The 4,801-nt window shown below is 65.9% G+C and carries 3 protein-coding genes; 2 read left to right on the top strand and 1 reads right to left on the bottom strand.

The features are described from left to right. The coding region (locus U9977_RS07790) for a GAF domain-containing protein (RefSeq protein ID WP_322748515.1) at positions 1 to 1,166 on the bottom strand (1,166 nt) is incomplete at its 3' end. Positions 1,167 to 1,647: 481 nt separating this feature from the next. Here U9977_RS07790 and glpK point away from each other — a divergent pair. Further along, positions 1,648 to 3,165: a glycerol kinase GlpK gene (gene glpK, locus U9977_RS07785; protein WP_322748514.1), complete on the top strand. Its 1,518-nt coding sequence runs from the start codon at positions 1,648 to 1,650 to the stop codon at positions 3,163 to 3,165. 432 nt (positions 3,166 to 3,597) lie between these two features. Continuing rightward, positions 3,598 to 4,695 carry a Rieske (2Fe-2S) protein gene (locus U9977_RS07780; RefSeq protein ID WP_322748513.1) on the top strand — a complete coding sequence of 366 codons (1,098 nt, stop codon included), beginning with the start codon at positions 3,598 to 3,600 and terminating at the stop codon, positions 4,693 to 4,695. Positions 4,696 to 4,801 lie beyond the last annotated feature (106 nt).

The raw sequence follows: 4,801 nt of genomic DNA, 5'->3' as shown, positions 1-4,801 counted from the left end.
AGCTGCCCACGCAGGCTCGGGAGGTTCTGGCGGCCGCGCCGGCGCAGTTGGAAGATGGTCGTCCTGATCTGCCCGATGGTCTCGTCCAGATCATCGATGTAGGAGGTGAGCCGTTCGGACTGCTGGTTGGTCGCCTCGGTCTGCGCCACCAGGCCCTGCAGCCCGATCGCCGTGGCGAAGATCCGCTGGATCACGTGATCGTGCAGGTCGCGGGCGATGCGGTCGCGTTCTTCCAGGACGGCTATCCGGTCACGGTCGGCGCGGGCCTGGGCCAGTTCGAGGGCCAGCGCGATATGCCCGGCGAATCCCGACGCCATGTCGATGTCGGCGTCGGTGAACAGCCGGCCGTCCGTACGCCGGCCGAGAACGAGCGCGCCGACACTGTCGCCCGAGGCGATGAGCGGAATGACCATCAGCGGGCCGCTGCGCCCGGCCAGCGGATCGGACGCGGGAACAACGGTGCCGACCAGCCCGTCGGGGTAGTCGCCGGTCGCGACCTGCACGATGAGTTCCTCGGGCGAGGATCGCGGCAGTAGAACGGCGGAGAAGTCGGCGTCGGCGACTTCCTGGGCTCTGCGCGCAATCAGCTCCAGTGGGTTCGGTGCCTCAGCCAGCAGATGGCGGGTGATGTCGGCGGACGCCTGCAACCAGCGTTGCCTGCGCTGGGACTCCTCGAAAAGACGTGCGTTCTCGATGGCGACACCAGCGCTTGCGGCGAGTGCCTGCACGAGCTCCTCGTCTTCCGCGGTGAAACGCGACGCGTTCTGTTTGTCCGTCAGGTAGAGATTGCCGAAGACCTTGGTTCCGATACGGATCGGAACGCCGAGGAAACTGTGCATGGGCGGGTGCCCGGCTGGGAAGCCGTCCGCCCGGCGATCGGTGGTGATGTCGTCGAGCCGCAGTGGGTAGGGTTCGCGGATGAGCAGGCCGAGGATGCCCTTGCCACGAGGAAGATCACCAATCCGGCGAACCATGCTCTCGTCGAAGCCGACATGGATGAACTGCTCGAGGTGCTGGTCGTGGGCGATCACGCCGAGTGCTCCGTAGCGGGCATCGACGAGATCACAGGCCGCTTCGACAATGCGGGTGAGCACGACGGACAGGCTCAGGTCGGAGGCAACCATGCGGCCTGCGCGCAACAGACCGCGTAAGCGACTCTGCGTCACGATCAGGTCCTTCGCCCGATCGACCCGATGGGTCACGAAATCGTCGCCGTATGGTTGCACGGCGTTCCCGCTTCCAGTTTCCGCTTCCATGACGATCTCAACGTATTACGGCCGGCGGCGGGTTGATCCGTCAGTCGGGCAACGTCGCGCGAATCATCTCGGCGGCCGCGGCAGGCGTCGGAGACGGCCTTGGCGACCCACCGGCTGCCGCGCTTCCGGGTGATTCTCTTCACCACCGATCGGATTCTCCACCGGATCCGCCGGCAGATTGTTAGTATCTGACGCCGGCGCGGAGTCGGCCGGCAATCATCGGGGTAGGTTTCCGTGATCGGGCGATGATTCGCAAATCCGACTCAACGGAACATGTGAATGTCCACCGGTCGTGGCGAAAATAGTCGAGGGCGTGGGCCGACGTGTTTCCGGTACGGCATGGTCCGGGTGACCCTCGCCGGCGGCCACAGGCGGTAGGAGGAAGCGGGCGATGAGCGACTTCGTCGGAGCGGTCGACCAGGGCACCACGAGCACCCGTTTCATGATTTTTGATCATGATGGCAACGAGGTCGGGCGCCACCAACTGGAGCACCAGCAGATCCTGCCCTGCTCCGGATGGGTCGAGCACAACCCCGTGGAGATCTGGGAACGGACGGCGGTGGTCATCCAATCGGCGTTGGCCGGAGCCCACCTCAGGTCGTCCGACCTGGTGGCGCTCGGCGTCACCAACCAGCGGGAGACCACCGTCGTGTGGAACCCCCGTACCGGCCAGCCCTACTACAACGCGATCGTCTGGCAGGACACCCGAACCGACCGGCTCGCGTCGGCGCTGATCCGAGACGGCCGTGGTCAGATCATCCAGAGCAAGGCCGGGGTGCCGCCGGCGACCTACTTCTCCGCGGCCAAGATCCAGTGGATTCTCGACAACGTGGACGGGGTCCGCAGGGCGGCGGAGCAGGGTGAGGCGATCTTCGGGACGATGGACAGCTGGCTGCTGTGGAACCTCACCGGGGGTCCGCACGGCGGGGTGCACGTGACGGATGTGACCAACGCCAGCCGCACCATGCTGATGAACCTTCAGACCCTCGACTGGGACGACGAGCTGCTGTCGTTGTTCGACATCCCGCCCGCCATGCTCCCGACGATCCGGTCGTCATCCGAGCCGGCCGGCTACGGGACGACCACGCAGGCCGGGCCGCTGGGCGGCGAGGTGGCGTTGACCGCCGCGCTCGGGGACCAGCACGCCGCAACCGTCGGCCAGGTGTGCTTCGCACCCGGCCAGGCCAAGAACACCTACGGCACCGGCAACTTTCTCCTGCTGAACACCGGAACGCGGGCCGTGTGGTCCGGTCACGGCCTGCTCACCACGGTCGGCTACCGGTTCGGTGACCAGGATCCCGTCTATGCGTTGGAAGGCTCGATCGCGGTCACGGGCTCGGCGGTGCAGTGGCTGCGGGACAATCTCGGCATCATCGCCAGCGCGGCGCAGAGTGAGGCGCTGGCCCGGCAGGTGCCCGACAGCGCCGGCCTCTACTTCGTCCCGGCCTTCTCGGGGCTGTTCGCGCCGTACTGGCGGTCGGACGCGCGTGGCGTGATCGTGGGCCTGTCGCGCTTCCACACCGGGGCACATCTGGCCCGCGCCGCTCTGGAGGCGATCTGCTACGCCAGCCGCGACCTGGCCGAGGCGATGGGTCAGGACTCCGGTGTGGTGTTCGACGTCCTGCGGGTCGACGGCGGTGTGACAGCCAACGACCTGTGCATGCAGACGCAGGCGGACATCCTCGGGATCCCCGTCAGCCGACCTGTGATCGCGGAGACGACGGCCCTGGGCGCGGCCTACGCGGCCGGCCTCGCGGTGGGCTTCTGGCGGGACACCGACGAACTCGCCGCGCACTGGCGGGAGGACCGCCGGTGGGAACCCGAGTGGTCGGTCGACCGGCGCGAAAGCGGGTACGCGGGTTGGCGTAAGGCGGTTGAACGCACCCTGAACTGGGTGGATGTGGGCTGAGTCACCAACAGTATTTCCTGGACCGAGAAAGAGTGGACATTCACGCACCGCCCAACGGTCGGAATGAGTGGGCGGTGAAGGGGTGCTCGGCCGCCGTGGGAAGACGCCAGCCTACTCCGCCGGAAACGGTCCGCCCTATCGGTATGGCCCTGATAACAGAGTGACCCCGCCGACGGCGGCCCGTCCGAAACGCCGCCGTTACCGTGTTACCTCGCTGCCGGGCGCTGTTTGTTGTTTCGGTCACGCGTCGGGGTCGGCGGGATCCGGTGTGGATTGCATGCTAACGTCGATTATGTGTTGCCGCACGGAGCGGCCGGTCGGCAGCGTCATCATCCTGGTGCCGGCTTGGTATGCCGGTTGGATATGCTAGTTGGATATGCCGGCCGCTTCGTGCACACTCGCCCTGGAAGACGTAGGACTCCCGGAGGACCCGTGTCGAAGTCGAAATGGCAGAGACAACTGAAGGCATATGACAGACGGCTCCTCGAAGGCCAGTCGATGGACGAGGAACAGAAGACCGACTATCCGCTGGGCTGGTATTTCGCCCGGTTCAGTGAAGATCTCGTGCCCGGTCAGGTCGTTCCCGTGGAGTTCATGTCTCATCAGTTCGCGCTCTTCCGAGGGAAGAACGGCGACGTCGGAATGATCGACAGTCAGTGCTGCCACATGGGTGCTGACCTCGCCCGTTGCGGGACCGTCGTCGATGATCGGATCAAATGCGGTTACCACGCCTGGGAATTCGGGACGGACGGCGGCTGCGACGTCATCCCGGGGCTGGATCGGTCGAAGATCCCCCCACGGGCGGGCCAACGGTCGATCCCCGTCCGTGAACACGCCGGCAACATCTGGTTCTGGTACGGGCCGGAGCCTGTCGGTGAGTTCACGGAGGTCTCCTACGCTGACTCCAAGAAGTACCTCAACCTCAAGGGCCAGGTCTACATCGCGCACGGGAAACTGCTGCCGGTAGCGGAGCACGTTTCCGACATCTACCACTTCCCGAACGCCCACAAGGGCACCGGGCACCTTGAGTACGCGGTCATGGTGAACAAGGAAGACCGTCTTGAATACCAGCTCCGGCCAGCCGACGACGCGAGCCGGAACAAGGTCCAGCGGTGGTTCAAGCCGTTCGCGTTCATCGAGATGATCGGGCCGGCCGCGGCCATCTACCGGACGCAGAAGGACGCCACGGTCGACCGCTCTGGGCCGATGCTGACGATGGTCCTCGGCGGTACACCCATTCGGGACGATCTCACGATCTTCACGTGGCGGGTCGTGGTACGCAAGATCGGCCCGGGGCCGCTGTTCGCTCCGCTCAACCACGCGCTCGCCCGCATGATGTGGCTCACCGTCCGGCGGAACGCCTACGCCGACATGGACGTTCTGAAATGGTTGCGGATGCCCGAGAAGACGCTCTGGGTGAAGCCGGACGGCCCGTCCGTACGGGAGTTCCGCAGCTTCTTCAATCGTGGCATCGTGCCGGGCTGGCGTTTCGGCGACCCCATGCCGGAGGAATCGACCGCCAGCGCGTAGGAGACGCGCCCTCGTGCGGCATCCGGTGTGAATCCGCATTCAGTGCGAACCCGCGATCGGCGTGAACCTGTATTCAGCGTGGACCTGGCGCCCGGCCCGTGACAGG

The organism is Protofrankia sp. Cas8, assembly GCF_963555845.1.
Lineage (GTDB): Bacteria > Actinomycetota > Actinomycetes > Frankiales > Frankiaceae > Protofrankia.
This window is presented reverse-complemented; position numbering and strand designations above follow the sequence as displayed.